Here is a 26,729-nt window from a genome sequence, read left to right on the forward strand (position 1 = left end):
CTAGGGCGCTGCTCTCTCTTAACTATGTTTATGACTCCAAATGTAAAGCCACTTTCTTGCCAACTAATATTGAGCCTTTATCACCAATATCGATAAGGTTCATTAGGCCATCAAACGAACCCGGTCTAACAAACAGTTGTTCAATCACCCCACCTTTAGCCCCTTCTAGGTCAAGTGGTGTGTGCGTATCATGCATGAACAATATTCCGTCCGAATCCATGCTGTATTGCCCTTTACCTGAAAAACCTACTTGGCTTTGCGGTAACATCGCAAACACGCCATAAGTATTATTTTCGTTTAAAGTCAGTTCAAGCCGCATTGGTAAAGAGGTTGAAAAGACAGTAGATGGTTCTTCAATATGGATGTGCGCTACGGTACTACTCGTAAAGTGCCTGTTTGGCTGATCACCAGTATTAAAGGCAATACCGACTCCAACGCCTAACCCCAATATCGCTGCGCCAAGGATAATTTCTTTATTCACAATTCACTACCCCACTTTGGTTGCTGAAACTGACGGAACGACCTTGCTCATCAAGCATTAAGCTAAGCTCATCAAACTGATACACCGTTGGATTCTGGTAATAGATTCTTTCGCCATTGGTTGTTGGCTCATACCAACACTGGTTATAAGTTTTAGCAACATACTGGCTAGAGATCAGTAGCTCTTTAGCTAGCATCGTCCCAAAGAAGCCAATCACAATCGCAGCAGCAAACACCGAGGCGGCTTTATAGCTGATTGACGAACCCACTTTTGGTGGGGAAAGCTTGCGTTGCCTATCAGTCTGCGGTGTTTTCTTCTGTTCGGTTGCCAATGGTTCATTCTGAGAAACTTTAACTTCAGAGAGGCATGTTATCTTTTTAACCGTACCGATAAATTCATAGCCCACGCCACGCTCTGTGCGGATGATTTCACCAGAGCGATCTTCTAAGCCGCGACGACAACTGGATATGGAGTGCAGCAAACTGCTGCTCTCCACGACAATGCCACGTTTATGCCATACTTCTTCCATAAGCTCATGTTTACTTAATACTTTTCCTTTATGAGAGAACATGTAGGTCAACAATGAAATCTCATTGATACCAATTGGGTGACGGATCTGGCTCTTAAGGCTTTGAATATAGCCGCCAGTGTCGTCAAGTATGTGAGTTCCGTTGATTAGCAGCATCGTCTTTACCCCTCTGTAGCTAGCTCAAAGCATTTCGATTTTTCAGTCACTTTAGCGAACGCAACATACGCCATAGGCACAATGAATAACGAGAAGAAAGTACCCACCGTTAAGCCACCAACCAAGACTAAGCCAATGTTGGTACGTCCTAATGAACCCGGGCCATCCGCCAATGCAAGTGGCAATGAACCAATAATCATCGTTAGTGAAGTCATTAGAATTGGACGTAAGCGAGATTTCGCACTCATAAGAGCCGATGTCATCGCACTGTAGCCCTCTTTACGCTTAATGTTGGCAAACTCGACAATCAAAATACCGTGCTTAGTGACTAGACCTACCAAGGTCAACAATCCAATCTTTGAATACAGGTTTAAGCTATGACCAAACACACTTAATGTCAGTACTGCACCAACCAAACATAGCGGTACGGTAATTAAGATGATTAGCGGATCGACAAAGCTTTCAAACTGCGCAGCCAGAATCAAGAAGATGAACACCAGTGCCAAGCCAAATAGGATCTGCATTCCTGCTTCAGATTCATTGAGCTCTTTAACCACACCGTTGTATTCGTAGTTTTGGCCCACTTTCAGCAGTTTTGGTAACTCGGCATCTATGTAAGCCTGAATATCACTTGCACTGAAACCTGGCATTAGATCAGCTGTAATTTCTGCTGCATCCTTACCACCATAAGTCTTAATGTTTGACTCAGCAGTCACTGGCTCAATCGAAACAAACTGAGACAATGGCAACCTTTGGCCCGAGTCAGAGCTTACGTACAGCTTATCTAGAACTTTGAAATCACCTAATGCCTGACGGTTTACCTGCACCTGAATTGGGTATGTAAAGCCATCTTCTGCCTGCAAATCTGCTGCTTTTACAGAACCAAGGAATGTAGAAATAGCGCTAGTGACATTGCCGTAGTCTACTCCTGACAGCACAATTGCATTGCGATCAATGGAGAGATCAAAACGTAGCTGATCTCGGTGTGTCGAGTTGTCAACATTCGAAAGCCCTTCATAGCTTTCTAACAGCTCTACTACTTTTTCTGCGGTATCAGATAACGCCTCTAGGTCACGGTTAACTGTAGTCAGTTCAAGAACGAGATTGCTTGCTACATCTAAGTTATCCGCAGAACGTACAGAGAATGAAGTTGAATAGGCTGAAACTGTTTCACCCGCTTTAACCATCATCTCTTGAATAATCTCATCAGCACTTTGGTCACGTTCTTCCCAAGATTTAAGTAGAACATGGTTAGTTGGTGCAGACTCGATATAAGCTAGGTTTGCTTCAATCGCATCACTGTCTTTGAACACATTGTTTATCTGTTCCGCATTTTCCAGATCATAGAGACGACCTGCGCCCGCAGGACCATGAGACGAGACTTCAATAAAGCCTGTATCTTCCGTCGGCAAAAGAACCTTTGGCATAAACCATACTGCAACACCCGATAAAACAATTAGAGCAGCCGTTCCACCCAGCACCATACGCGGACGTTTGAACCAAGCATTGAGATACAGCATGTACTTTTCAGTCATCGCATCTAACTTGGTTTCAACCCACTGGAACCACTTTGGTGACGTTGTCACTGATTTAAGCATGTACGCGCTCATCATCGGAGATAGAGTCAGCGCAACAAAGCCTGAGATAATCACAGATGCAGCAAGCGTATAAGCAAACTGCCTGAACAGGTCTGCAGTTAAGCCAGACATTAAACCAATTGGAAGATATACAACCGCGAGTGTTAACGTCATTGCGATAACTGGGAATACGATCTCTTTACAGCTCTTCAGCGCTGCTTGAAACGGGGATAATCCCTCTTCAATGTGACGGTAACAGTTTTCTACAACGACTATCGCATCGTCGACAACTAACCCGATCGCAAGGATGATCGCGAGAATGGTTAATACATTAATGCTGAAACCAAGCATTGCCATGACTGCAAACACACCAATCACACATACAGGAATGGTAATCAGGGGAATCGCCGCCACACGCAGCGAGCCAAGAAAGAGCACAACAATTGCGGAAACCAATACAATGGCCTCAACTAAAGTCATAAAACCTTGATCAATCGCTTCTTCGATAAAGTCGGCCTGATTGTAGACCATCTTCATCTCGATACCTTCCGGTATCTGCATCGTTTCCATCGCCGCTTTAACGCGGTTCGCTACTGTCACTGGGTTTTCAGTCTTAAGCGGTAATACTTGCAGAGACATCGCCATATCGCCATCGACATTAAGCATACTTGGCTCTAGGCTTTCTTCACCCATTTGGATATCAGCAATGTCGCTAACACGAATGATTTTGCCATTATCAACGCGCAGTACAAGGTCGCGAACATCTTCAATGGTAGTGACTTGGTTGACTGGGTTAATGGAGAAGTCACGCACTTCGCCTTTAATCGTACCAGCAGTAAAAGTTGCGTTATAGGTGCTTAGTGTTCCAACCACATCGGATGCACTGACATTCAGTGCCGCCATGCGCTCAGGCTGCAACCACACTCGAATTGCGCGGCTCGAACCACCATAAGGCCCCCAAACTCCGCCAACGCCTAGAACATTTTTGAACTGTGGCGAGATTTGCTGATTGATGAAGTCAAACATCTCTTGTTTGTCCATCGAGCCATTGTTAACAAACGTAATGATGTTACTTGGCATTGAAGTATCAGATGAGTCATCGGTAACCGTTGGTTTGTCTGTCATAGCAGGCGGAAAATCAGAGATTCCATCTACCTTGCTACGCAGGTTGTTCATCAAACTCGCGTATTCAACGTCACTAATGCCGTCTTCGAATTGAATCTTTAATGAACAACTCCCCTCCTGACAGTCGGTTGTCATCGTTTTGATTTTGTCTAACCCCGTAACGGCAGTAATGAGTTCTTCCGCTACGTTTTGCGACATGAACTCAGCGCTCGCTCCTGTGATTGAAGCACTCACCGTGGCAGAGGCCGTTTGACGCTCAGGAAAGTACTGAATAGCCAGTTTCTGGTAAGAGACGATACCAAGTAACACAATCGCGATACTTAGCACCGAAGCAAGTACCGGGTGCTTGATACATATTTCAGGCAGCTTCATTCGTTACCTCCGTCGACTTGTCCGCTTTAGGCTCGGCGATTTTGCTTGCTTCTTTGTTAGGCGTTTCAGCAACTGGCTTTACCGGCTGTTCTTTCTTCTCAGGCTGAGCCGGTAGGGTTCTCGCTGGCAAAGTTACGGGAGACTTGGTTTGCTGAATAGCCACTTGAACATCTTGATGTAGGTTTTGACGACCAGTGACAACAACACGCTCTCCAGCATTTAATCCAGACACGATCACAACGTAGCCGTCATTGGTGTTTTGCCCTAACTCAACTGAACGCTTGGTTGCTTTGTTGTTTTCGATTACCCAAACAAATCGCTGATCACCTGACGTATCCACTGCAGTTTGAGAGACCACGACATCATCTGACGTGTCTCCGACACTTTGCGAAACCTTAGCGAACATTCCTGGTACCAGTTTGTTATCACTGTTATCTAAGTGCGCATGGACCTCGACTCGACCTGAGTTCTCGTCAACTAATGGAGCAATATAATCGACTGTACCGGTAAACTCTGTTTCACCATAAGCATCCACTTTTACCGACACTTGCTGACCAAGTTGCGCTTTGCCGACTTCTGCCTGAGAAATTGAGTAGTGCACTTCAACTGGATCAAGCTTGATAAGGCTAACCAAAGCTGTCGCAGCTTCAACGCGGCTGCCAACTGAATGGGTAAAGTTAGTGAGTTGCCCGTCAAATGGTGCAACAAGTTGGTAATTTTGTAGGTCAGTTTTCTTTTGACTGAAATCCGCTTTTGCCAAACTTGCTTGCTGCTTTAGCTCTTCAACATCTTGAGCTGACATGGAGTCTGGTTGTTTCTTTAATAAAGCTAATACACGAGCAAGTTTTGATTCAGCGAGCGCCAACGAGCTTTCTGCTTTGTCTAATTCAGCTTTCGCTTGCGAGTCATCAAGTTGAGCAATGAGCTCCCCTTTCTTAACAACATCGCCGTCATTGAAATTGAGTTGCTTTAATTTTTCACCAGCACTAAATGTTAATGCTGCGGAGTCTGTCGCTTTCAGCTTACCGACTTCTTCAATAGTTGAAGCGGTCATTTGCTGTTTCGCGATCTCAACGGTAACAGGGACACTTTCCATAGTCTCTGCAAAAGCAGTTGAACCGATAATAGTGGTTCCAATACAGAAAATAGACAGGGATAAAGTCTTAGTATTTTTCATAGTGCGACTCTGATTGATGGAAGTTGTCGCTTGTTATACCTAAGATTTTTCTGACAAAGTTATCGTTTTGTCAGCCAGAGAATGATTAATCCTTAACGAACCTTAATAAATATCAAGTTATTGTTTTTAAAGGATTTAAATACAAAAAAGCCGCAGTAACTTGCAAAGTACTACGGCGATTTAAAAGTGATTAATGACGTTATTCAGCGCGCTTTGAAAACAAGTATGAGTACCTAGGAGCCACCAAAATCATCTGTTCCTGCGAATAGGGGATCATTTTAAGCTCTTCTAACGAATGCATACCACGCTGTGAAAACATCGTTTCCAACAGAGAGACGTTTTGCGAAGAAGGCAGGACTTGTTCAGATGTGGTTGGCATTAGTGAAAGCCCATAGCGGGTAAAGTGGTATTCTCCCGCCGAGTTAAAGCCGACATCTCCCTCCGTCAAAAAGAACATCTCGTACTGACCAGAACGTTTGAGATTGATTGCCGACTTCATCTTAATGATGTGGGTATTGTCATCCGATTTAACCAGTAGACTGGTATCACTTTGCAACGCTTGAGCGATAGTGGGCGAGTTTACTACGCCAGCCAACACGCCAATAATTAACCCCGAAGCAATACTACCCGCTAGAATTTTCTTATTCACAATCCACCTCCACTTCAGAAGGAATAAAGCTGATTGAATTCCCCTCTTGATCGACCAAGATAGTTTGGTTTTCAGAAGTAAAAGCGCGAACGTTGTTCATCACTAGTGACTTGTCACTACCAGATTGAGGGATAACGCAGCCAACATATCGGCTCTCTTGATAATCAGCCTCTACCCATGGTGTGCTCAACCAACTATAAGCCGTAAAACCGACTGCTGCACTAAGTGTAAAGGCAATGAGGTAAGCCGTATTATTGCGTTTAAGCTGCTTTGGTTCGCTGGGGCTCGACTCTCGAGTAATAATCGGAGAATCGATTTCTTGCGGTTGGTAGCTTTCTACATGGCCATTAAACTGATAGCCGACACCGCGGACTGTGGTAATGATTTCACCACCGCGGTCTTCTAGTGCTTTACGACAAGTCGATACCGCATGGAGTAAGCTGCTTTCTTCTACCACCACGCCTTTCTTGTACCAGACTTCATCGAGAAGCTGAGCCTTTGAGAGTGGCTTATGAGGGTGCTCAATCATAAACTGCAACAGAGCAACTTCGTTGCTGCCAAGCGCAACTTTGATACCACTGTGTCGCTCTTCTAACGTCCCTGTTAAAGCGTTAAGAATGTATTTATTGTTTATCAACAACATAGGTAATAATCTGAATTCTTTATATTATTACCTTAACCATATCTTAAAATTCATAAAATGGAAGAGCCCAGCGTAATGCTGGGCTCTGAGTTCAAAATTCTATACTCACCAAGGCTCATCTGGCTGGTAAGCAATAATTATATTTCTGACCGAGAAGCTAGCTCACTCCTAATAACCAGTACTCGGCCATCTGTGTAATAATCATGCTCGCCATCTAAAATGGTTGGGGGATGATAGGCGGCCATGTCTATAGATACATCAGCTGTCGTACTTATGACTTGTTCAGCAAGCTTGTCTCGCTCAAGGTCGACATTAGGGTCAATGCTGTGCAGAATCGTCACAATACCTGAATATGGTGTTATCTGAAGACCATCATCGTAGCTTAGCGCCCCTACCCATAGGTTTTGGTTTGTGTATGAATCCACTCCAGCCTGCCACCAGCGGATATGACTGCGTTTTAATAAATTGCCTGGTAGTTGAAACGCCAACTCTTGCGGCACACCATTCCAGAACAGATCTGAGACTGGCGGTGTATTAAGTTTAAGCAATTCAACGTAGTCACTTATCTCTAAATCATTTCTAGAGAAGGTTTTGTTCTCAATCCAACCTAACTCGGCCATTAAGGTCCGCGGGTCTTCACCAACATACGCAACGTTAATAACCTGAGCATCAAACACGGCAGATTTCCCCGGATACGCCTTGAGAGGCAGCTCGCCAATTGTTACTAACTCATTCCCAGCTTTCTGTTCAGATACTCTCACTTTATTCGCAAAGTCGTCTGAATAGAAAAAGAAATGGGCATAGTTAGCGTACAAAACCGATGCCAACAAGAACGCAGTGAACTTGGTAAACATTAAACGCCAACGTAATTTCCTACCGATAAGATAGAAGCCGACACTCGCCCCTACAGCGATTAAGATAGCCTTATGTTCAACTAGGAATATTTTAGCTTCGTTGAGTATTGGGAAGTTATCTATTCCATAACCAAGTAAATAGCCCCAAGCAACAAACTGACCTACCCCAAGAAACAAACCAATGGTGGAATACAGGCTAAATCGTGCCCAACTGATTTTTTGCGAGCCTGCAATAAACGGAACAACCCAAGCGATGGGCCCAAGCAGACGCGCAAACGCCAGCACATAGTTACCTTTTTTAGCCATCAATTGTCGACATCTTGCAATTGGGCGGCGTGTTTTGGATTGCCAGCGAATCAGTTTTCTCTGGGCGGGATTACCTAGCCTTCGACCGATAAAGTAGCTCACTTGATCACCGATAAAACCACCGAGTAAAACCGCAATCACTCCGGTAATAATGCCTTGCTGGAGTTGATACCCCGCAGCGAGCAAGAACGGCTCGCCCGGTACAAACAAATTGGGGCCAATCAACGCATCTAGCAAGGCCCCGACAAATAAGCTGAATCCTTCAAACATATTGGGTTACTCGGTTATTGCTGCTCTTTGTAGTGACCGAACTTGTATTCCATTTCGTTGTTTCGCATTTCACCAAAAAAGAAACGTCGCACGTTTGCTTTAAGATAGGTTGCCCCCATTTTGAAAGCGCCGTCTTCATCTAAGCGTCTTGGATCAAAACCAAAAGTCAGCGGCAAGAAACGGAATCGCCATGTTTTGCTCGCGCGTTTCACATAGTCACAATCTTCACAAAGGACGATTTGTTCGTCGAAACCGTTCAGTTGCTGATGCACGCGCTTGGTCGAGAAAATGCACGCACCGACTGCGGTTGGAAAAACAAACTGAGTGATGAATAAGCCTAAGTTGAACATGCCATAGCCAAGCTTATGTACCAGTGCGAGATCTTTTGCCCCCATGTAGACGCCCGCCACTTCAAGCTGCTTTTCTTCCAACTGGCTTAATGCGTTAGCAAGAAAGTTTGGCGATAATTGAACATCGGCATCAAGGAATAATAGACGCTCGTGCTTCGCTAGGTTTGCTCCGGTATTGCGACCTAAGCTAACACCTCTTGTTTCCATTTTATGGATAGTAAGGGCTGGCAGTGATGCCTCATACGCGGCGGCAACATCACGCGTTGCGTCATCACTGTTTGAATCGACAAGGATCACTTCAAACTCTTTGTGAGTCTGCTTACTAAGATCTTCCATTAATCGACCGATGCGCTTCTCTTCGTTTAGCGTAATAACTACAATGCTTACTGGTCCCATAGTGTGTTCCTCTCTCAATGAATAACGTTGTTTTGTTAACTTGAGATACAGAATAAGGTCGTAAGGCTTAACCAATAGTGAGGTTTCTATTCAGATTCGGTTCATGCGATTTGAGCGCAATTTGAACCTTGATTTTGACTTGGCTGAATCAATCTTAACCGATTGATTATAATTGCTCTTAAAATCGCTGATTTAGATGATTTTGAGTTGCTAGAAAAACGATTGAGTGATAGTATCCGCGCTCGCTTGAAGAGTTACTACCAATTTCTTTTCAGCGTTTAGCACACTTAACAAGGTCGCATTGTTAGTGTGAACATGAATATCTTAATTTTTGAGAGTAATACTATGAAATTTGAAGCAGTAGTACGTACTGAACTAGGTAAAGGTGCGAGCCGCCGCCTACGTCACGCTGGTAAATTCCCTGCAGTTGTATACGGCGGTGAAGAAGCAGCAGTATCTATCGTTCTTAACCACGATGACGTTGTTAACCAAATGGACAAGCCTGAGTTCTACGAAGGCATCGTTCTAGTGATCGACGGCGCTGAAGTTAAAGTTAAGCCACAAGACGTTCAACGTCACGCTTACAAGCCAAAAGTTGAGCACATGGACTTCATCCGCATCTAATTCCCTACCAAGGAATTAATTCGGATTAAATCCAGCCTTTTGCATAAAGATTATCGGCCTTACCATCCGAGACATCTAAAAATTCGAAACCCCGATGCTACCAACATCGGGGTTTCACCGTTTTTGAGCCCTCAAAACCCCGCTTACTCCGACCCTCTTGCTTGTTGTTGTAAATACTCTATAAACACAGGGATCTTTTTGGCGACATGTTTTCTAGACGCGTAGAACGCATACAGAACAAGATCTTCAGGTTCGTATTCTAGCTCGACTATTTCAAGCGCTCCTGACTCGATCTCGCTCGCGCAAGACTCTTCTGCGAGTATCGCGAAACCCAATCCAGATAATGCCCCTGCTTTAGCGAGATTGCCACTATTTACCTTAAACGATGATTGGACTTTTTGCGTTAACAAGTCACCGTCACCTTTTTTGAAAGTCCAAGGCGTCCCGTTGAGAGCCGACAAACTACTGATACACGGCACATGTTTTAAGTCCGTGATTTCATAAGGTCTCGTGCAGGTTTGTAACAGCTTGGGCGAAGCAACAACAACACTTGACCAGCGTTTAATCTCTTTTGCTATCCAGTTGCTGTCTGTTAGCTTTCCTCGATTGAAAGTTAACACAACATCAAAACCATCAAGTAAGTCTTCTTTTGGGCTGACGCTCGTGTCGCAGCATAGTGAAATAGCTGGATGCTCTGCACAAAACGATGCCACCACCTGAGATAAAATTGGCGAATCTGGCATTAATACTCTGAGTTCACCCATCACATCATTGGACGTTTGCATGACCTCTATTAAAGCGTCGTTCAACTTCTCTACAAGCGGTTGAGTTCGTAGGTAGAGTCCTTCTCCAGCTTCAGTAGGAAAGATTCGACGTGTCGTTCTGTCAAACAAACGAGTGGCGAGACTTTCCTCAAGTAAAGCAATATGGCGGCTAACATTTGATGTTGGTAAATCTAAAAACTCAGCAGCTCTTTTAAAACTATTGCTTTCATATACGCAGTGAAAACTCTTTAGCCATTTCTGCTCGATCTTCTCAAACATTCATTATCCCAAATTGTTGGATATTAAATCCCAATTTAGCCACTTTATTACCATATTTAGGTTTATACAATATGAGCTTGATTAGTACTTAATAAGGTTGGTTATGAATTGGTTAGATAAGCTGCTCGATAAGAAACGCATTGTAAGTGCGCAAAAAGCACAGATTCCACAAGGTGTTTGGAAAAAGTGTCCTGAGTGCGAACAGGTTCTCTACCATTTAGCGCTCGAATCGAATTTGGACGTCTGCCCTAAGTGTCATCACCATATGAGAATGAGCGCCCGACGACGATTAGAGACATTTCTAGATAGTGATAGCCACATGGAAATTGCGGCTGACTTAGAACCCAAAGACATACTCGATTTTAAAGATCGTAAGCGCTATAAAGAGCGTATCGACCTTGCGCAAAGGGAGACGGGAGAAAAAGATTCGTTGATCGCGATGAAAGGCACTCTTGTTGGTTTGCCGGTTGTTGCCTGTGCTTTCGAGTTTAATTTTATGGCTGGCTCAATGGGCTGCGTAACGGGAGCACGCTTCGTTCACGCTATTGAGGAGGCAATCAATGCCCACTGTGGGCTCGTGTGTTTTTCCGCTTGCGGAGGCGCTAGAATGCAAGAATCTTTGATGGCTTTACTGCAAATGTCCAAAACAAGTGCCGCATTAGATCGCTTAGCCCAAAAGGGGCTACCTTATATTTCTGTCCTCACTGATCAAACTTTCGGTGGTGTTTCCGCCAGCCTAGCGATGCTGGGCGATATTAATATCGGCGAACCAAATGCCAGAATCGGTTTTGCTGGTCGTCGTGTCATTGAGCAAACGGTTCGAGAGAAACTGCCTGAAGGCTTTCAACGTAGTGAGTTTCTTCTAGAGCACGGTGCTCTAGATATGATTGTTGATAGACGAGAAATGCGTGAGAAAATAGCAGGACTGCTTGCCAAGATGACCTATAATCCAGCCCGCGAAAAACTCTCTTAACTTCGTAATTGATAAAGTTCCCACAGCGCCAGTAAAGCGATAACTGGCGCTAAGATCGGTAACTACGAAGAACAGCTGTAATGAGACACACCACCAGCGGCAAAATACTCCATCGGTCTAAGCTGATAGTACTTAGCTTCAACTTCTTCTGATTGCTCGTCATACGGGTTAGCCAGAATGTATTGCAGTTCTTGGATTAGGCTAAAGTCCCCTTTCTGTGCTTGTTCATAAGCGGGAACAATTAACCACTCTCGCCAAGTATACTTAGGGTTCATCTGTTTCATTTGGCTCGAAACATCCTCAATACTTTTCTCCCCAGCCGAGCTCAGTAACTCACGCCAAGATTTGAGCCACTGATTCCACGTCAGTTCTAACTCCTCGCTTAATTGCGCATAGAAGCATGCAGATAAGTCAGACACTTCTGTTGGGATCTTAGAAAGTTCGCGGAAGAAGATAGTATAGTCAACGTGGCTTTTGATCATCAAAGCAAGCAGTTGGTTAAATAGGTCGCTGTTTAGTTCCTCTAAACCAAGCTTAGATGCCCACATCTGACTCGCTTTCGCCTGCATAACTGAAGAAAAACCTTCAACAATCTGTTCCAGCTTTTCTAACGCATCTGGTTCCGATTGCAATAGAGGCTTTAAGGCACCACAGAATGTCTCGAAATTCTTCTCGGCTGCCTGAGATTGGTTAAGAAAGGCGAAATGACGACCACCACCAGTCCAAGGTTGGAAAAATGGTTCAAAGTACTCACAGAATCCAAAAGGCCCGTAGTCTAAGGTAAATCCGCCCACTGAGCAGTTATCACTATTAAAGTTACCCTGACAGTAACCGACACGCAGCCAGTTAGCGATTAGAGAAGTAAGCCTGTCTCTAAACTCATTAGCTAGAATCAATATTTTTTCAGCCAAAGGAAGGCTAGAGTCAATTTGCTGCTTGTACTCCCTTTCGATGATATGCAATACCATCATTTCTAATTCAGCCATCGCGTTAGGATGTTCGTTAACGCGCGCTCTGCGGCTAAATAACTCTAGTTGCCCTACTCGCAAAAATGAAGGCGCTACACGAGTTGTGATTGCGACAGGGTTGGCGATCATAATATCTGGATTCTCTGACCGCGAGCCTTCACGGTACCAAGGGCGATCAACCGTTTCCGTTTGGGAAGCAAATAGACTCAATGAGCGTGATGTTGGGACCCCTAACGCATTCATATACTCTTGCGCTAAAAACTCACGAACGCTTGAACGCAGTACTGCTCTGCCATCCGCTCCGCGACAATACGGCGTTGGGCCGCCACCTTTAAGCTGCATTTCCCAACGCTTGCCGTTCAATACCCCTTCGAAAACCGATACAGCGCGACCATCGCCATAACCGTTCCCCGTTTTGAAAGGACACTGATCTATGTATTCATTGCCAAATATAGAAAGCGCATAACCCGTCGCCCACCCTGTCGTTCTCATCGGTGCAGGCACGTTAGTTACGTCTCCAGAGAACAGTTGTTTGAACGCTTCTGTTTTTGCCAGACTATCATCAAGGCCTAACTCTCGAAAAAAATGTTGGCTGTGAGCAACATAAACAGGATCTGCAATCGGTGTTGGCTTAACGGGTACATAATGCCCAGAAAAGACCTGTCTCGGATAAAAGTCTTGACCATCTTCCGTTGCATCTGGATCTGGCACAAGCGTATCCAACAATGAATAATCTGCGGCTTTCGCAAGGTCATTCAGATCAAAAATGCGTGCCGAGGTCTCTGTACCTGCTTTATTACTCATTGCGCTACTACTCCATGTATTTTAAAGACCAAAAGTGATGATACGTCCGTCACCAGCAAAGAGTATCAACGCTAGTTCAAGATTTTATCGAAAAGCCATTGCCCCTTTACCTACACCTTCATAAGCGATAACTTGTAATGATTGACCTTCTGCAACCGTTGGTTTTACTTCACCAGCAATGTAACCCGCTAATAGCTCAACCGTTGTATCCGTTGGCAGAATTTCAGTTTCACTTTTGGCGATGGCAAGTTCAAACTCACCCTGCGGCGCTGTGTATCGGAAACCATAATGGCTTTCGTCGGAAATTGCCTTAGCACCTTCGCTTAGATTCAGCGTTGAAACAGAAACCTGGTCTTCCTTTGAACCTAAATAGATATCTTCCCAGCGTTTGGCAAAAGCCACTTCTTTGTCGTTGTCTCGCTCCCCATCGAGAATAATTTCGATTGGTGAACGGTGTCCGTGTGCGATACGTTGGCAGTTACCATCGTGCTTTTTCAAACCATGCGTGTAATGGTAGAAGGCACCTGCAATATTCTCATGACGCAGGGTAATTTCCAGCCCTGTCACATTGCTAGGCAGGTTGTTTCGCAGAATCTGGTATACGTGTTTAGTAATGCTCTCGATGGTGACGGCTTCAGCATCAATCAAGCAATACGCTTCATTCGGGCAGTTTAGGTGGATACTCTTCTCACCACGCAGAACGTCAAGTGTGGAGTAACCCGTTTTACTTGGTTTGTAAACGATAGCCGCGTTTTGCACTGGGATAAGCAAACGATGATCGACAAACTCATCAACGAGTTGTTTGATTTGCTTCTTCACCCTACCGAAATCCAACACCATACTCATTTCATTAAGCTCACCAGACATGATGACATCGACTATCCAGCTGTCTCCGACGACTCCTCTCTGTTCACAGATGTATGAAGAATCGATAACGGTGAGATCTCTTACAAATAGGTTCAAGTTGAACTCCTTACTGCTTTAATGAGATACGGGAGGCTGATTATCATGTCAGCAGGCACTTCGTCTCATTGTTTAGGGTGAATAAAATGGAGTGGCAGAATGTATCAACGACTATATAAAGTCCACCTTTTTCATTGCTACCTATTAAGAAAAGAACAAAGTCTATACAGTTGCCACTGTAACTGGTTCAATTGCCTTTAATAACCGCTAGCTTACTAGGGTCATAGCGTATGAAGATCCTAGTCAGATTGACATATTTGTTAGACAAACAAAAGCTTCCTGAAAAGCAGGAATTGTTATGTTATAACATTGTGATATTTTCATTGAGATAGGCTTTCTACATGGCATCGGTTCCAGTTACTATTTTGCATGGCTTTCTAGGTTCGGGTAAAACCACGCTACTCCGCAGCATTCTTCAACAGGCAGAATCTAAACGTATCGAGCTCTCTGTCATTGTAAACGATATGAGCGAGTTAGATGTCGATGGGGTACTCATCGCCAATACCGATGCCGTCAGTGAAGACAAAGGCAACTTTGTCACTCTAAGCGGACAAAGTATCAGTAGCCCTGAAGGTATAAAACAGCTTGATGCATCTCTAACCCAGCTATGCCAAGACGAGTCTCCAGATTGGATAGTGATTGAGACTTCAGGTAGTAGCCACCCTTTGCCCTTAGTCGAATACTTCAAGGATCAAAATCAGTTTTCATTGAAAGATGTCGTTACCCTTGTCGACGCGACTTGGTTACGTGATGATTACCGACAAGGGGTTGACCTGATACCGAAATGGCAACAAAACATGCAGCAAGGAACTCGCGGTGTGGAGGATCTGTTGGTCGAACAAATCATGTTTTCGAATCGAATTTTTTTGACCAAAACAGATAAGGTTGACGATAGAACTATTGGAAACATCGCACAAGCTATCCACCCGCTTAACATCTACGCTGAAATCATCAAAACCTCATGGGGAAACATCAACATTGCTTCGTTGAAAAGCCAAACCGACTATAACTTCCATCTGGTAGAGCAACTTCTCAATGAGCTTAAAGGTAACGTTAACCGGCCACTTAATTTATCTGGTAAGGAAGACCAACAAATCACCGCCAAAGTGATTAAAGATGACCGCCCATTCCATCCAATGCGTCTGTGGGAGGCATGCCACCAGCACTTAACCAAGGGTGTGTTTCGCAGCAAAGGCTTTTTCTGGTTTCCGACTAGAGATGATGTGTCGCTTCTTTGGAGCCAAGCAAATGGCAATGTTGGACTCGAAGTCACTGGTTTTTGGCGAGCATCTGTCATTGAAGATGAATCTCAAAACTTCACAATAGAACACAAACAGCGGCTGCAGGATAAAATTGATAGTGTTGAAAGTCGATTTGGTGACCGTCGCTGCCGACTGACGGTTATTGGACAAGAAAACGAAGTCGATAACTTCATAGATGCTTTGCAAGCTTGCTTCCTCAATGAGCAAGAGCTTAAGCAATGGAGGAACGGCGCCAGTTTCGAAGATCCTTGGCCAAACAAAGCGACAAAGCTAAAACAGCACCTTTGCTACTAACAATAGTCTGAACAAAATTGACTTTATGGCCGCTCACTTACCTCTCTAAAATTGGTCACTTTTTACTGTGACTTTCATTGAGTGGCGACTGACCGAGTAACGTGAGCAGCTCCTGTTTAGGCATTGGTTTGAAATAGTAAAAACCTTGGATATGGTTAAAGCCTAGCTCCGCCAGTATCTTCACTTGCCTCTCTTCTTCTACCCCTTCAACAATAACACTCATGTTGAAACTGTTCGCGATCCCTTTCATTGATTGAAGTAAAGGTATTAGTGTTGAATCAGAGCCCAAACTGTTGACGAAGACTCGATCAATTTTAATCACATCGAACGTATACTGTCTGATGAAATCTAGACCTGAATATCCTGTCCCAAAATCATCTATGGCAACACGAAGACCGATTTTTGAAATCTGCTCTAAATGTTCTCTGAGAATTTGTCTTTCTTCGGAAGAAAAGTTAATTTCCTCAGTAATTTCAAAGACAAGCTTTCGCGCAATGTGAGGCTGGGGTTTCAGATCGTGTAAAATTCTATACACAAACTCTTTTCTTAAAATCTGACTGCGACTGATATTGATACTGATGTAACGCTGTTCAAACAACTCCGGATTTTTTGTTAGCATATCTATGGCGCTTGCGAGTACTAAGTCAGCAATATCATCAACTAAACCTAATTCTTCCGCCAAAGGAATAAAAATACCTGGAGAAATCATGCCTTGCGAAGCGCTTTTCCAACGCACCAAAGATTCACACCCCACAATGGTCCGATCTTGGCTATTCACTATAGGTTGATAGTAGGCTTCAATCTCACCATCAATAAGTGCATTCTGCAAAGCAGATTCTAACGTTGCATCCGATACTTTGCTCTGCCGATAACGTACACGGACAACACTCACAATGCCCCCAAGTAGCAATCCTATCCAAATGTGGGTCACGAAATAGTGTATATAATAGCCAGTATATGTATGGAGCTTAATTCCAAGTGGATAGTATTTGGATTCTTGCGCAAAGACATCAATTCCCAAAGAGTCATCTGAGCGCTCAGCAATCTTTCTTGATATCACTTCAACATCGTAAAAAACACCGTCTTCTGAGCGTTCTAATAATCTTTGAATATAGCGCGGTGGAATAACAACGCTCACTCCATGTTTCGACTCTCCTAAGAACATCAAAAACACTGAACGCTCATCCGTCATTTTACTCTTGGTATATGACAAAGTGACTCCATTCTCATGAAGCCTATCCATGATAGTTTTATACAGGTAAAACGAATTACCAAGATCACTACTGGTGCAATAGACTTCACCAGACGGTCGAAAAAGCCCGATCTCTTTAATAACATCAGACTTGAATACCTCGCTTCTCAGCAAAGTCGTTACTTCTTCACATGATAGCGATGTAATACGAGCACTAGTTAGATAACCAAGCTTTTCTCTCAGTTGATCCATTACATGTTCAATCGCTGTCAACTCATATTTGGCCGTACTTACAATGTGGCGATCAGCAACAGGCTTCAAAATCACAAGCCCAAACAAAACAAAAACAGCGTATATAAAGACGATATCCAGCCACAATGGCTTAGACTCTTTATTAGTAAACACCGGTATTCGACTTAATAATGCACGGTAACACATAGAATCAGTGTATGTATCAACAACATTCAGTGTTGATTTTATAAATAATCATTCATACAAATTATATATGCATATTTATTTATTCAACCAAAGTTAACAATTTATGTGCAACACCCGAATCGCAATCACAAAATAGTCGCTCATTAACATCTAACGCTAGAGCTAGAACTACCACTTTTGGTTGATAGGCTAATAAAGGTGGTAATAGCTAAAGGGAACAAAAATTTATTCCCTTAATTCATCGGGTTTACTTGAGTAAAACCTAAGCGCGCGACTATATTCTTTTCACAATACAGACTTTTCCTGTCTAAAAATCCCAATCCTCGTCTTCAGTAGCGACAGCTTTACCTATAACGTAAGACGAGCCAGAACCGGAGAAGAAGTCATGGTTCTCGTCTGCATTTGGAGACAACGCAGCCATAATGGCAGGATTAACCTGACATAACTCATCAGGGAATAGAGGTTCAAACCCAAGGTTCATCAAAGCCTTATTCGCGTTGTAATGCAGAAAGTGTTTTACGTCTTCTGTTAAGCCAACTTGGTCATACAGTGATTCCGTGTACTGACTTTCAATTTCGTACAAAGAGAACATTAAGGAGTAGGCTTCATCCTTGACTTTAGCTTGCTCTTGTTCCGCCAGTTCGTTAAACGCTAACTGGAACTTATAGCCAATGTAGTAGCCGTGAATCGCTTCATCACGAATGATCAGGCGAATCAAATCCGCTGTATTGGTCAATTTCGCTCGGCTCGACCAGTGCATCGGTAGATAAAAACCGGAATAGAACAAAAAGCTCTCAAGAAATACACTGGCCACTTTTTTCTTCAGTGGATCGCCTTCAACCAAATAGTCTTCAAGCACTAATTGAGCTTTCTTTTGCAGTAACGGATTCTCTTCAGCCCAACGAAATGCTTCGTCGATCTGTGGTGTAGTGCACAAGGTCGAGAAGACCGACGAATAGCTGCGAGCATGCACAGCTTCCATAAAGGCAATATTCGTTAACACAGCTTCTTCATGGGGCGTTCTGGCATCTGCCATTAAAGCTGGGGCACCCACCGTATTCTGAATCGTATCAAGCAAAGTTAGGCCAGTAAAAACTCGAATTGTTAACGTCTGCTCTTCTTCAGTCAGTTGTTTCCACGTCTGAATATCATTGGATAAAGGCACCTTTTCTGGAAGCCAAAAGTTAACCGTTAATCGGTTCCATATTTCGAGGTCTTTATCATCTTGCATTCGGTTCCAGTTGATAGCGCGAACCGGTTCAGCGTATGTAGTATTCATGGTGATTCCTTGTTTACAGAGAGCAAGAGACGCAGCCTTCAACTTGCGTACCTTCGAGCGCTTTTTGGCGCATACGTATGTAGTAAAGCGTTTTGATCTTCTTCGTCCACGCATAAATTTGCGCTTTATTGATATCACGAGTCGTGACTTCATCACTGAAGAAGAGCGTCAAGGACAAGCCCTGATCGACATGCTCTGTTGCTGCAGCGTAAACATCAATAATGGCTTTAGGACCAATCTCATAAGCATCTTTGAAGTACTCAAGGTTTTGGTTATTGAGGTATGGTGCAGGGAAGTAAACGCGCCCAATCTTACCCTCTTTACGAATCTCAACTTTCGCTGTCACCGGGTGAATCGAAGCCGTCGCATCGTTGATGTAACTGATTGACCCTGTTGGTGGAATCGCTTGAAGGTTGCGATTGTACAATCCAAACTCAACAACCTTGGCCTGCAGTTGCTGCCATTCTTCAACAGCAGGCACGCGCATATCGAGTCGCTCAAACATCTCTCTGACGGTATCCGTCTTAGGCGAATAGTCTTTCTGCAGGTACTTGGTGAAAAACTCTCCGTTGGCGTATTGAGATTGTTCGAAGCCAACAAATACTTGCTGTTTCTCTTGAGCCAACTTGTTCGAAGCCGTTAAACAATGGAACAGAGTGGCGGCAAAGTAAGCACTGGTAAAGTCGATCGCTTCTTCGCTGTCATAATGAATCTGCTCTCTCGCTAAAAATCCGTGCAGGTTCATCTGACCTAAACCGATAGCATGGCTTTCATCATTCCCTCTGCGTATCGACGGCACACTGTCTATCGCACTCATTTCAGAAACGGCATTGAGTGCCCGAATTGAAACCTCAACGGTATGAGCTAATTGCCCACCATCTAGTGCTTTAGCAATATTAACCGAACCTAAGTTGCAGGAGATGTCTCGCCCTAAATGCTGGTAACTCAAATCATCATTAAAGTGAGAAGCGTCGTTAATTTGCAAAATCTCGGAACAAAGATTCGACATGTTAATACGTCCCTCAATCGGGTTGGCAGCGTTTACCGTATCCTCAAACATGATGTAAGGGTAACCAGATTCGAACTGAATTTCGGCCAGCGTTTGGAATAAGCCTCGTGCAGGAATTTTGCTCTTGCGAATGCGAGGATCGTCGACCATTTCATGGTATTTCTCGCTCACGCTGATTTCAGAGAAAGGCATACCATAGACACGCTCGACATCATGTGGTGAGAACAAATACATATCTTTGTTCTGTTTGGCTAACTCTAGAGTAATATCCGGGATCACAACGCCTAGACTTAGCGTTTTGATACGGATTTTTTCGTCTGCATTTTCTCTTTTGGTGTCCAGAAACTGCATGATATCAGGATGGTGCACATTCAAATACACCGCTCCAGCACCTTGGCGAGCACCGAGCTGATTCGCATAAGAGAAGCTATCTTCTAGCAACTTCATAACAGGCACAACGCCGGAACTTTGATTAAGAATACCTTTGATCGGAGCCCCTTGCTCGCGCAGGTTACTTAATAAGAGTGCAACGCCTCCCCCTCGGCGGGATAGTTGTAATGAAGAGTTAATCGCCCTGCCGATGCTCTCCATATTGTCTTCGATGCGCAGTAAAAAGCAGGAAATCAACTCGCCACGACTCTTCTTACCCGAATTGATAAAAGTAGGAGTCGCTGGCTGAAAACGCTGAGAAATGATCTCTTGCATGAGATCGAGTGCGAATTCCTTGTCACCCCGAGCAAGTGTCAGCGCTGTCATCACAACACGATCTTCAAAACGCTCTAAATAACGTTTTCCATCGCGCGTTTTCAGCGCATAAGAAGTAAAGAATTTGTAAGCTCCAAGAAATGTTCTGAAGCGGAATTTAATTTGATAAGCGCTATCCCATATTTGCTGCAAGAAATCTCTATCGTATTGTTGTAAAACTTCTTTTTCGTAATAGCCCTCGTTGACGAGGTAATCCAGTTTCTCACCTAGATTGTGAAAAAAGACTGTGTTCTGGTTGACGTGTTGTAAAAAGAATTGGCGGGCGGCCTGTCGGTCAGCATCGAACTGAATACCGCCTTGATCATCAAGTAAATTAAGCATGGCATTGAGCGCGTGGTAGTCCAACGGCTCGGTGCTGAATTGGTTATCCATGGTGTTTCCAAAATTGTTCTAATCCCTGCTGCACGGCTTGGACATCGTGCAGGGTTCCCGAAAGTTCGAAGCGATAAAGCACTGGGACATGGCATTTATTCGCAATTATTTTTCCAGCCTGAGCAAACAACTCACCAAAATTTCGATTACCAGAGGCAATGACACCCTTTAGGTGAGCACGGTTTTCCGCTTGATTGAGTACTTTGATCACCGATTTTGGTACGGCACCACGCCCTTTCCCGTCAGCATATGTCGGGCAGATAAGAACATAAGGCCGACCGATAAGCAGCGTGGGTTCGTCTTCGCTGATAGGAAGTCGAATCGCTTCAACATCTAACCTCTCAACAAATCTCTGGGTATTACCCGAAGCGCTGGAATAATAAACAATCATTACGCGATCTGGCTGATCATATCTGGGCGAAAACCAGACCAATGACGTTCACCTGCTACGACGACAGGCGCCTGCCTATAGCCCATGGATTGCACCGACTCCATCGCCGAGTCATCTAATGTTAGGTCTACAACTCTATGAGCAATACCCTTCGCTTGTAGCGCTCGAACCGTAGCGGTGCACTGAACACACTGGGGCTTAGAGTATACGATGATATCCATATTTGATTACCTTTTGTTAAATTCTGTAATGATAACCATTATCAATTACATCCATATATAGTATTGCTAGATCTTACTTTGTCAATATGTAGTGCAGACTAGCATTTTCCACACTAAATTCATGGTTGATAATGAAATGATAATCAATATCATTCTCGTAAATTTAAGAACAAAAGGAACTTCGTAATGAGTATTCCAAGTTCAGATTCCACTCAAATATCTATTCATGACATGGAGTGGCAAGGTGTCACACTGACCGAGAACGCAGCCAAAAGAGTTGCGCTTTTGACGCAAGATGGGCATCACTTTTACCTCAGTGTGAGACCGTCTGGATGCACTGGTTTTGCCTATGAAGTGAAGTTGGTAGAAGAGATTTCTAGTGAAGATTTGAGATTTGAGTCACATGACACGCCTTTTTATGTCTCTCTGTCTGCGATGCCAATGTTAGACGGCACAGAACTCGATTTCGTCCGTCAGGGCTTAAACAGCACTTTTGTTTACAACAACCCCAACGTAAAAAATCTTTGCGGATGCGGTGAAAGTTTTGGAGTTTAATCATGTGTGCAGTTGAGACACAGCCTGAAGTAGAAGAACTCTTCCAAACCAGTCACTATAAGGAGGGTTTCTATACGCAGCTTTCCTCCGACACGCTATCCAAAGGGATAAACGAACAAGTTGTTAAAGCTATTTCAGCCAAACGTAATGAGCCTGATTGGATGCTTCAATTTAGGCTAGATGCCTTTAGGAAATGGCAACAAATGGAGGAGCCACACTGGCTCAAAGCGGACTACCCTAATCTCGATTATCAAGACTACAGCTATTACTCAGCACCAAGCTGCGCCAGTTGTGATTCTGACTGTGATGATGACGGATCAAATGAATACCTGACCAAAGAAGTTGAAACCGCATTCGAGCAGTTAGGTGTGCCAGTTCGTGAAGGGGCTGAAGTTGCGGTTGATGCCATTTTTGACTCTGTTTCAGTCACAACCACCTACAAGAATGAGCTAAAAGAGCTCGGGATTATTTTCTGTTCATTCAGTGAAGCGATTCAAGAACACCCGGAACTCGTCCAGCAATATTTGGGGACAGTCGTACCAGCAGAAGATAACTTTTTTGCTGCACTAAACGCAGCCGTCGCCTCCGATGGTACCTTTGTTTACATTCCTAAAGGGGTACGTTGTCCGAGAGAGCTATCGACTTACTTTCGAATCAACCAAGCCAAAACAGGCCAGTTCGAGCGTACCATTTTAATTGCCGATGAAGGTGCCTATGTCAGCTATATAGAAGGCTGCTCTGCACCAATGCGCGACACCTATCAGTTGCACGCCGCAGTAGTAGAAGTAATTATCCATGCCCGAGCAGAAGTGAAATACTCAACAGTACAAAACTGGTTCTCTGGCAAAGAAGATAACCAAGGTGGCATCTTAAACTTTGTCACTAAGCGAGCAGTTTGTGAAGGTCGAAAAAGCAAAATGTCATGGACTCAGTCCGAGACAGGTTCCGCTATCACTTGGAAATATCCAAGCGTCATTCTTAAGGGTGACTACTCCGTTGGTGAGTTCTTCTCAGTTGCTTTAACCAACGGGAGCCAACAAGCCGATACTGGTACCAAGATGATACATATTGGTAAGCACACCCGTTCAACTATCATCTCCAAAGGGATCTCTGCGGGTAAGAGCGAAAACAGTTACCGAGGCTTGGTAAAAATATTACCCACAGCAGAAGGCGCAAGAAACTTCACGCAATGTGATTCCATGTTAATTGGTACAGATTGTGGTGCTCACACCTTCCCTTACATCGAAGTTAAAAATCCGTCAGCACAAGTTGAACACGAAGCCACGACATCAAGAATTGGTGAAGATCAGCTCTTTTACTGTGTGCAACGCGGCATCAGCGAAGATGACGCTATTTCAATGATCGTAAACGGATTTTGTAAAGACGTATTTTCAGAACTACCCCTTGAGTTTGCTGTTGAAGCACAGAAACTGCTTTCAATCAGCCTCGAACATAGCGTGGGATAATCCAATGTTAGAAATTAAAGATTTGCACGTCAGTGTAGAAGACAGCCCGATTCTAAAAGGCATTAGCCTGTCGGTAAAACCAGGCGAAGTACATGCCATTATGGGGCCAAACGGCTCGGGTAAAAGTACCCTTTCTTCCACGCTCGCAGGTAAAGATGATTACCGAGTCGACTCCGGACAAATTGTCTTTAAAGACAAGGATCTGACTGAACTCGATCCGGAGGAACGCGCTGGCGAAGGGGTGTTCCTCGCGTTTCAATACCCAGTTGAAATACCTGGAGTAAGTAACAAGCTATTTCTTAATACTGCCTTAAATGAAATCCGTGAGTATCGAGACCAACCTCCTCTAGACCGCTTCGATTTTGAAGATTTGCTAGAGGAAAAAGCGCAACTGCTGAAAATGCCAACAGACCTCCTTCAACGCTCGGTCAATGAAGGCTTCTCTGGAGGAGAGAAAAAGCGTAATGACATTTTGCAAATGGCAGTGCTCTCTCCCGACCTGTGTATTCTAGATGAAACTGATTCTGGCCTAGACATTGACGCTCTAAAGGCAGTCTCATCAGGTGTAAATGCCCTACAAGATGGCAAACGTGCTTTTATTCTAGTGACTCATTATCAGCGCATTCTTAACTACATTAAGCCCGACTATGTGCACGTTCTTTATAACGGCAAGATTGTCAAATCTGGCGATCATACTTTGGCACACGAACTTGAGGAGAAAGGCTATGGGTGGATTACTGGTGAAGAGTAACCAACACGGTTTTGAATCTTTGGCGCATCTAGTACAACCTCAAGAGTGGCAAAAAAAGCAGTTTGGTAAGGCCGTTGAATTAGGAATTCCTACTTCAAAAGACGAGGCGTGGAAATATACTTCTCTCAATGATTTTAATGCCTTGCCACTCCAATTAGCGATGCTTCAATCGGCCGATAATATCTCTTATGAAGGATTAAGCTTAGGAATAGACGCCTACCGACTCGTCTTCTTCGACGGACATTTCTCTGCAAGGTGCTCTGATTGGATACCTAAAGTTCGCGTCACTCCTCTCAACGTTCTGACTTCAGTGGAAACGTATGAGCTATCGCGATCAGTTCGCCCAGACGCATTCATTCATCTCAACGATGCCACCACAACTGGCGGAGTCTTGATTGAAGTTGAGCCCAATACGCAAGTCAATAAACCAATCTACCTACTGCATATTAGCTCTGGTCAGAAAGGTGAAGTGTGCAGTTATCGTCATCACATAGAAATGGGACCACTTTCAGAGCTTGAGGTTGTTGAGCATCACATATCGCTCGCTCAAGGTGGTGGAGTAACGCTGTCACGTTTAACCAACTACGTTGGAGAAGGTGCTTGTTTTCATCACACCAAGCTGATCGAAGAGTCACCTCAACAGCATCATTTGGGGCACAACGACATTCGCCTTCAGCGAGATGCAAAAGCTACCTCAACCTCGCTATTGCTTTCAGGTCTATTGCTAAGAACCCAAACCAGCAGTGAGCTTTGTGGAGACAATGGCGAAATTGCCATGAACAGTATCTCGCTGCCTACCGATAAGCAAACCTTTGATACAAGGACCTATCTCAAGCACAACGCCCCTCACTGTCAAAGTGAGCAAATGCACAAGATTATTGGTCGTGATCAATCCAACGCCGTATTTGACGGGATGATTTACGTCGATCCAACTGCATTGAAAACCGATGGTCAAATGGACACACATAGTTTACTGCTCAGCGACAACGCACAAGTCAACTGCAAACCTCAACTTGAAATTTATGCTGACGATGTGAAATGTAGCCATGGTGCAACGACTGGTCAGTTAGACCCAAACCAAATCGCCTATATGAGAGCGAGAGGCATCAATCGCTTTAATGCCGAGCAAATGTTGATGTCCGCGTTCGTCTGCGAAGTTGCAGATAAGATTCACCATCCGAGCTTGCGAAATTACGTTATCTCTCAGCTACACAACTCATTACATGGAGAAATCCGTCATGGTTGATTTGCGTTATCTTGAAAGCCCATGGGCAAGTGATTTTCCTGCCCTAACAACTGAAGTCTATGGAAAACCGCTCGTCTACTTAGATACCGCAGCCACAGCACAAACACCAAACTCTGTTATCGAGCGCATGACTCAATTCTATCAACGTGAATATGCCAGCGTGCACCGCGGAGCCCATTACTTAAGTGCTAAAGCAACGGAAGATATGGAGTTGGTACGCAAGCAAGTCGCAGATTTTATACATGCAAAAGAGGCGAGCAATATTGTCTTCACTAAAGGGACAACCGAAGCGATTAACCTAGTGGCTAACAGCTACCTTAGACCTAAAGTGGATGCCGAAGACGAAATCATCGTCACAGAGATGGAGCATCACGCGAACTTGGTGCCATGGCAGCTTCTTTCTGACATCTGCGGCGTTAAAATTCGAGTCTGGGTAATGAACAGCCAAGGTCATCTTGATCTATCTGAACTAAAGACCCTTTTGAATCGCAAAACTCGCTTGGTTGCGATTAGCCACGTATCAAATGTCTTAGGCCAGATTAACCCGATTAAAGAGGTGGTCAAACTGGCACATAAAGCGAACGTTCCTGTGCTTGTTGATGGCGCTCAAGCGGTTATGCACCAAGAAGTCGATGTGACTGCCCTTGATTGTGATTTTTATGCTTTCTCAGCTCACAAACTTTACGGCCCTACAGGGACTGGTGTTTTATACGCAAAATCAAAGCACCTAGACTGCATGGCCCCTTGGGAAGGTGGTGGCGCAATGATCGACCAAGTCACCTTGCCTCTTGGGACATCTTATGGTCAAGCTCCATGGAAGTTTGAGGCAGGTACGCCCAATATTGCCGGAATATTAGGCCTAGGCGCTGCCATCGAATACGTAGACAGTATTGGTCTAAAAAACATTGCTGTCTATGAAACGCAATTGATGAAATACATGGATCATTCATTATCGCAAGTTCCCGGCATCGAGATCTACGGCGACACAAATAATCGTTCAGGGTTAGTTTCTTTTAACCTCAATGGGCTTCATTCATTTGACGTTGGTGCCTTCTTAGACAGATATGGCATTGCCATTCGCACCGGACACCATTGCGCGATGCCATTAATCAAACGACTTGGGCAATCTTCTGTATGTCGTGCATCTATCGGTATGTACAGTCAACCCCATGATATCGACCAGCTCTGCCAAGCTCTGCGTCGAATCAACCAATTGCTAAGGTGATTA

The 26,729-nt window shown here is 44.2% G+C and carries 24 protein-coding genes; 8 read left to right on the forward strand and 16 right to left on the reverse strand.

The window, feature by feature from the left end; genetic code table 11:
• Nucleotides 1-28 precede the first annotated feature (28 nt).
• From IX91_RS08325 to IX91_RS08360, 8 genes are all read right to left on the reverse strand, one after another.
• The gene (locus IX91_RS08325) at nt 29-481 is read right to left on the reverse strand and encodes a hypothetical protein (RefSeq protein WP_004748771.1); all 453 of its coding nucleotides are present in this window, start codon (nt 479-481) and stop codon (nt 29-31) included.
• Nucleotides 474-1,166, reverse strand: coding sequence for a winged helix-turn-helix domain-containing protein (locus IX91_RS08330; protein ID WP_004748772.1), 693 nt, complete (start codon nt 1,164-1,166; stop codon nt 474-476). The genes IX91_RS08325 and IX91_RS08330 overlap by 8 nt, the downstream gene beginning before the upstream one ends.
• Nucleotides 1,167-1,171: 5 nt before the next feature.
• Nucleotides 1,172-4,240 carry an efflux RND transporter permease subunit gene (locus IX91_RS08335; protein ID WP_004749274.1) on the reverse strand — a complete coding sequence of 1,023 codons (3,069 nt, stop codon included), beginning with the start codon at nt 4,238-4,240 and terminating at the stop codon, nt 1,172-1,174.
• Complete coding sequence (locus IX91_RS08340; RefSeq protein ID WP_004749275.1) at nt 4,227-5,417, reverse strand: efflux RND transporter periplasmic adaptor subunit; 1,191 nt, start codon at nt 5,415-5,417, stop codon at nt 4,227-4,229. Before IX91_RS08340 ends, IX91_RS08335 begins: the two co-directional genes overlap by 14 nt.
• A gap of 199 nt (nt 5,418-5,616) precedes the next feature.
• Entirely contained in the window at nt 5,617-6,066 is a 450-nt protein-coding gene (locus IX91_RS08345) for a hypothetical protein (RefSeq protein WP_004743962.1), read from the reverse strand.
• Entirely contained in the window at nt 6,059-6,709 is a 651-nt protein-coding gene (locus IX91_RS08350) for a winged helix-turn-helix domain-containing protein (RefSeq protein ID WP_004743961.1), read from the reverse strand. Before IX91_RS08350 ends, IX91_RS08345 begins: the two co-directional genes overlap by 8 nt.
• A 137-nt stretch (nt 6,710-6,846) precedes the next feature.
• Nucleotides 6,847-8,139, reverse strand: a complete 1,293-nt coding sequence (locus IX91_RS08355; RefSeq protein WP_004749276.1) for an LssY C-terminal domain-containing protein — start codon at nt 8,137-8,139, stop codon at nt 6,847-6,849.
• A gap of 14 nt (nt 8,140-8,153) precedes the next feature.
• Complete coding sequence (locus IX91_RS08360; RefSeq protein WP_004746190.1) at nt 8,154-8,885, reverse strand: glycosyltransferase family 2 protein; 732 nt, start codon at nt 8,883-8,885, stop codon at nt 8,154-8,156.
• Between the two features lie 345 nt (nt 8,886-9,230).
• Here IX91_RS08360 and rplY point away from each other — a divergent pair, with 345 nt between their 5' ends.
• Nucleotides 9,231-9,509 (forward strand): 50S ribosomal protein L25, encoded by a 279-nt coding sequence (gene rplY, locus IX91_RS08365; RefSeq protein ID WP_004746191.1) that lies wholly within the window; start codon nt 9,231-9,233, stop codon nt 9,507-9,509.
• A gap of 143 nt (nt 9,510-9,652) precedes the next feature.
• On the opposite strand, the gene IX91_RS08370 is transcribed toward rplY, so the two are convergent.
• The gene (locus IX91_RS08370) at nt 9,653-10,552 is read right to left on the reverse strand and encodes a LysR family transcriptional regulator (RefSeq protein WP_004746192.1); all 900 of its coding nucleotides are present in this window, start codon (nt 10,550-10,552) and stop codon (nt 9,653-9,655) included.
• Nucleotides 10,553-10,655: 103 nt separating this feature from the next.
• On the opposite strand from IX91_RS08370, the gene accD reads away from it, so the two are divergent.
• Nucleotides 10,656-11,525, forward strand: a complete 870-nt coding sequence (accD, locus tag IX91_RS08375) for an acetyl-CoA carboxylase, carboxyltransferase subunit beta (RefSeq protein WP_004746193.1) — start codon at nt 10,656-10,658, stop codon at nt 11,523-11,525.
• A gap of 62 nt (nt 11,526-11,587) precedes the next feature.
• On the opposite strand, the gene IX91_RS08380 is transcribed toward accD, so the two are convergent.
• The gene (locus IX91_RS08380; RefSeq protein WP_004746194.1) at nt 11,588-13,297 is read right to left on the reverse strand and encodes a protein adenylyltransferase SelO; all 1,710 of its coding nucleotides are present in this window, start codon (nt 13,295-13,297) and stop codon (nt 11,588-11,590) included.
• Nucleotides 13,298-13,381: 84 nt separating this feature from the next.
• Nucleotides 13,382-14,260: a 6-pyruvoyl trahydropterin synthase family protein gene (locus tag IX91_RS08385; RefSeq protein WP_004746195.1), complete on the reverse strand. Its 879-nt coding sequence runs from the start codon at nt 14,258-14,260 to the stop codon at nt 13,382-13,384.
• A gap of 341 nt (nt 14,261-14,601) precedes the next feature.
• Here IX91_RS08385 and IX91_RS08390 point away from each other — a divergent pair, with 341 nt between their 5' ends.
• A complete protein-coding gene (locus IX91_RS08390) occupies nt 14,602-15,816 on the forward strand; it encodes a CobW family GTP-binding protein (protein ID WP_004746196.1) in 1,215 nt (404 codons plus the stop codon).
• Nucleotides 15,817-15,871: 55 nt separating this feature from the next.
• On the opposite strand, the gene IX91_RS08395 is transcribed toward IX91_RS08390, so the two are convergent.
• The 5 genes from IX91_RS08395 to nrdH form a co-directional block, all read right to left on the reverse strand.
• Nucleotides 15,872-17,413, reverse strand: coding sequence for an EAL domain-containing protein (locus IX91_RS08395; protein ID WP_004746197.1), 1,542 nt, complete (start codon nt 17,411-17,413; stop codon nt 15,872-15,874).
• A gap of 340 nt (nt 17,414-17,753) precedes the next feature.
• Nucleotides 17,754-18,725, reverse strand: a complete 972-nt coding sequence (gene nrdF / locus IX91_RS08400) for a class 1b ribonucleoside-diphosphate reductase subunit beta (RefSeq protein ID WP_004746198.1) — start codon at nt 18,723-18,725, stop codon at nt 17,754-17,756.
• Nucleotides 18,726-18,738: 13 nt separating this feature from the next.
• Nucleotides 18,739-20,871: a class 1b ribonucleoside-diphosphate reductase subunit alpha gene (gene nrdE / locus IX91_RS08405; RefSeq protein WP_050809767.1), complete on the reverse strand. Its 2,133-nt coding sequence runs from the start codon at nt 20,869-20,871 to the stop codon at nt 18,739-18,741.
• Nucleotides 20,864-21,262 carry a class Ib ribonucleoside-diphosphate reductase assembly flavoprotein NrdI gene (gene nrdI, locus IX91_RS08410; RefSeq protein ID WP_004746200.1) on the reverse strand — a complete coding sequence of 133 codons (399 nt, stop codon included), beginning with the start codon at nt 21,260-21,262 and terminating at the stop codon, nt 20,864-20,866. The genes nrdE and nrdI overlap by 8 nt, the downstream gene beginning before the upstream one ends.
• A complete protein-coding gene (gene nrdH, locus IX91_RS08415; RefSeq protein WP_004746201.1) occupies nt 21,262-21,483 on the reverse strand; it encodes a glutaredoxin-like protein NrdH in 222 nt (73 codons plus the stop codon). The genes nrdI and nrdH overlap by 1 nt, the downstream gene beginning before the upstream one ends.
• Nucleotides 21,484-21,669: 186 nt before the next feature.
• Between nrdH and IX91_RS08420 the strand changes: the two genes are divergently transcribed.
• Genes IX91_RS08420 through IX91_RS08440 form a run of 5 tightly spaced genes read left to right on the forward strand, consistent with a single transcriptional unit; the run spans nt 21,670 to nt 26,726 of the window.
• Nucleotides 21,670-22,038, forward strand: a complete 369-nt coding sequence (locus tag IX91_RS08420; protein WP_004746202.1) for a HesB/IscA family protein — start codon at nt 21,670-21,672, stop codon at nt 22,036-22,038.
• 2 nt (nt 22,039-22,040) lie between these two features.
• Entirely contained in the window at nt 22,041-23,504 is a 1,464-nt protein-coding gene (gene sufB / locus IX91_RS08425) for a Fe-S cluster assembly protein SufB (protein WP_004746203.1), read from the forward strand.
• 4 nt (nt 23,505-23,508) lie between these two features.
• Nucleotides 23,509-24,255, forward strand: a complete 747-nt coding sequence (gene sufC / locus IX91_RS08430; protein WP_004746204.1) for a Fe-S cluster assembly ATPase SufC — start codon at nt 23,509-23,511, stop codon at nt 24,253-24,255.
• Complete coding sequence (gene sufD, locus IX91_RS08435) at nt 24,230-25,501, forward strand: Fe-S cluster assembly protein SufD (protein ID WP_004746205.1); 1,272 nt, start codon at nt 24,230-24,232, stop codon at nt 25,499-25,501. Before sufC ends, sufD begins: the two co-directional genes overlap by 26 nt.
• A complete protein-coding gene (locus IX91_RS08440; RefSeq protein ID WP_004746206.1) occupies nt 25,494-26,726 on the forward strand; it encodes an aminotransferase class V-fold PLP-dependent enzyme in 1,233 nt (410 codons plus the stop codon). The genes sufD and IX91_RS08440 overlap by 8 nt, the downstream gene beginning before the upstream one ends.
• Nucleotides 26,727-26,729: the final 3 nt, after the last annotated feature.

The organism is Vibrio tubiashii ATCC 19109, from assembly GCF_000772105.1.
Classification (GTDB): domain Bacteria; phylum Pseudomonadota; class Gammaproteobacteria; order Enterobacterales; family Vibrionaceae; genus Vibrio; species Vibrio tubiashii.